At 57.5% G+C, this 3,099-nt stretch carries 1 protein-coding gene and 1 pseudogene; one reads left to right on the plus strand and one right to left on the minus strand.

The features are described 5' to 3' along the window. Positions 1-166: 166 nt before the first annotated feature. Positions 167-968, minus strand: a pseudogene (map, locus tag RA27_RS22910) (type I methionyl aminopeptidase). 190 nt (positions 969-1,158) lie between these two features. On the opposite strand from map, the gene RA27_RS22915 reads away from it, so the two are divergent. Continuing rightward, entirely contained in the window at positions 1,159-2,829 is a 1,671-nt protein-coding gene (locus RA27_RS22915; protein ID WP_082025262.1) for a tetratricopeptide repeat-containing sulfotransferase family protein, read from the plus strand. Positions 2,830-3,099: the final 270 nt, after the last annotated feature.

The following is a 3,099-nucleotide window of genomic DNA, read 5'->3' on the forward strand; positions in this document are numbered from 1 at the left end:
TGGATCGTGCAGCCTTACCCCCATTTTGGGGGATCTCTCAGGAAAAAGACACGACGACGGGGCCGCCGTCAAAACCGATGCGGGCGCCGGTGTTCATTCATGACGCCGTCATTTCGTGGCGGGATGAAACCTTGCTGCTGAAACTTCTGCGTGACCAGGCGACAGATCAGGACGAATAAGTCGGATGGAACTTGTCACCCGGTGACAGGGTGAAAATCTCAACCCCGTCCGCCGTTACCCCGACCGAAGGTTCAAACTGCGCCGACAGCGATTTGTCGCGGGTCACGGCGGTCCAGTCATCGGCCAGCGTTTTGGTTTCGGGGCGGCCAAGGTTCACCATCGGTTCAATTGTGAAGAACATGCCCTCTTCCAGCACGGCGCCGGTTCCGGGGCGACCGTAATGCAGTACATTCGGCGGCGCGTGGAACACCCGACCCAGACCATGACCGCAGAAATCGCGCACCACACTCATCCGGTGGGCCTCGACATAAGCCTGAATGGCGTGGCCGATATCACCGAACGTGTTGCCCGGCTTGACCATCTCGATGCCTTTGAACAGGGCCCTAAATCAGCCGCTCGGCCTCGCGCGGCAATTTACCGGCAACATACATGCGTGATGTGTCGCCAAACCAACCATCAACAATCACAGTGACGTCGATATTCAGGATATCGCCCTCTTTCAGCTTTTTGTCGCCGGGAATGCCGTGGCAGACCACGTGATTGACGCTGATGCAGCTGGCGTGCTGATAGCCCTTGTACCCAATGGTGGCCGAGGTTGCGCCCGCATCCTCCACCATCTGGGTGACAAGCCCGTCAATGGCGCCTGTGGTCTGGCCGGGAAAGACGTGCGATGCCACGTCATCCAGAATACGCGCAGCCAACGCCCCTGCCGCGAGCATATCGGCAAAGTCGCCTTGTTCATAAATGCGAATGCCGTCCTTGGTCAGGTGGCCACGATGGTCTTTCATCGATGCGAGGCTCCAAATGTTTCGCGCAGCATTCCTTTTACGCTGCTTGTGCAGAAAGTTCCAAAGGGCGCCCGGTCGTAGCGCTCAGAAACGTTCAGGCCGGTTTTCTCTCAATTGTAGACCCTCAGGTAATAATGAATTAGCACAGGGCAAGTTTCGTCGCTCACACAAAGTAAGGTAGGGCACGCGCATGCAAATGAAAGCGGACCAATTGCGGGCCGAAATTGCCAGCATAGGCAATCTTTTAAAATCAGGACGCCCAGACCGCGCATTCAAACGCGCGACCAAAGCTGCTAAGAAATGGCCCAAAGTCGCGGCGTTACCCCGTTTGGCGGGCATCAGTGCGGTGCAGCAACAAAAACCCAAACTGGCGCAAACCTATTTTGAGCAGGCCTGGCGGCTTGAGCCGGGGAACGCGGAATTGATCCAGAATTACGCGCTGAGCCTTGTGCAGGGTGGTGATCCGGCTGATGCGCTGACATTCCTCAGCAAAATCGTCGCGCGTGGTCCTTTGACCCCGGCAATGCAGTTTATCCGTGCGTTGGCTTTGCTGCAGGTGCACGAAACCGATCAGGCCCTGGACACGATCAATAAGGTTCTGACGCGTGAGCCGGCCAATCCGAATGCGCAGCTTTTGAAAGCGGATATTCTGGATGTGATGCAAAGATGGCAAGAGGCTGCCGCAGTTTTGACAGCGTTGGTCGGCAGTCAGCCGAAATTTGTGCCGGGTCTTATTCGATTGGCCAAATCACAATTGGGTCTGGGTCAGTTCGACTCGGTTTTGCAGAATGCAGCCGCAGCGCTGGCACTTGCGCCGGGCAATGCGGAAACGCTTGAACTGATGGCGGGACTTCCGAACCTGACAGAAGAAGAAGTTTCAAGACTGCAGGCCCAGATCAGCGATGTGATTGAGCGCGGGGCCGCGACCAGCCCCGAAGACAAGGTGAAACTGCTTTTTGCTGCGGCCGAGATTGCCCGGCGGCAAAATAGTGTCGCTCAGGAAATGCAATACTTGGCAAAGGCCCACAAATTGCAGCGCGGCGGCTTTACCGCATGGGAAGACCGCAGCGAAAAGGAATGCGCCAGCCGGTTGGCGGCCCCTTTGCCCGATGCCGCTCCAGAACAACCCGCAGGTTCCGCCCGTCCCATTTTCGTTGTTGGCCTGCCCCGATCCGGTACGACACTGGTCGAGCGTATTCTGGGCCGACACCCGACCGTTCAGGGGCTGGGGGAACTGGCGAGTGTCCACCAATGGGCCAGACAGGCCGAAGCCCAATTGCCCGAATGGCGTGTCGAAAACAGATTGTCCGAATTCTATCTAGATAAGCTGCCGGACCTGTCACCAGATGCCTTGGCCTTTGTCGACAAAGCGCCAGGAAATTATGCCTTTCTGGATCAGATTGCGCAGGCGTTCCCCAACGCGGTCATCATCAACGTACAACGCGACCCGCGCGATGTCGCCTTGTCGATGTGGCGCGCGAACTTTGGGGCGGCGGGGCTATATTTCACGCATGATTTCCAGTGGATGGCGGCCGAAGCAAATCGGTATCAGCGTTATCTCCGACGTTGGCACAGCGTTTTGCCCGACCGTATTCACGACATCCGCTATGAAACGCTGGTCGGCAACCTGGACGATACGGTGCAAGAGCTGTGCCGCATCTGCGACCTGTCTTTCGAAAACGCCATGCTGAGCCCGGATAAATCCTCGAACGCGATCAAAACGGCAAGCAACCTGCAGGCGCGTAAGCCGGTGAACACCTTGTCCGTCGGAGGGTGGCACGTAGCCGCCGAACAATTGGACCCGTTCATACGGGCGCTGGATGCCGAACTGTGGCCTGAAGCGGTTGAAGGGCAAGCGTAAGTCTGCCCAGCCTCGATTTTTCAATTTCGCTTGAACGGCGGGGACGGGCCTCGTCACGGGGCGCATGGTATTGCAGTCTGGCGGTTCACTCTGATTTGGCGGAAGGGACCGCAATGTTCAGACCGATTGCCGCGGTGTTGGTTGTTCTGCTTGCAGGCTGCCGTGAAGAAGCGACGATGCTGACGCCGGACGATCTTGCGGCGCTGTTGGCCGAGGATCGACAGATTTCATTTCAGCGGGCGGGCGTAAAGGGTAAGGCTGCACGATCCA

It is taken from the genome of Ruegeria sp. ANG-R (assembly GCF_000813985.1).
Classification (GTDB): domain Bacteria; phylum Pseudomonadota; class Alphaproteobacteria; order Rhodobacterales; family Rhodobacteraceae; genus Ruegeria.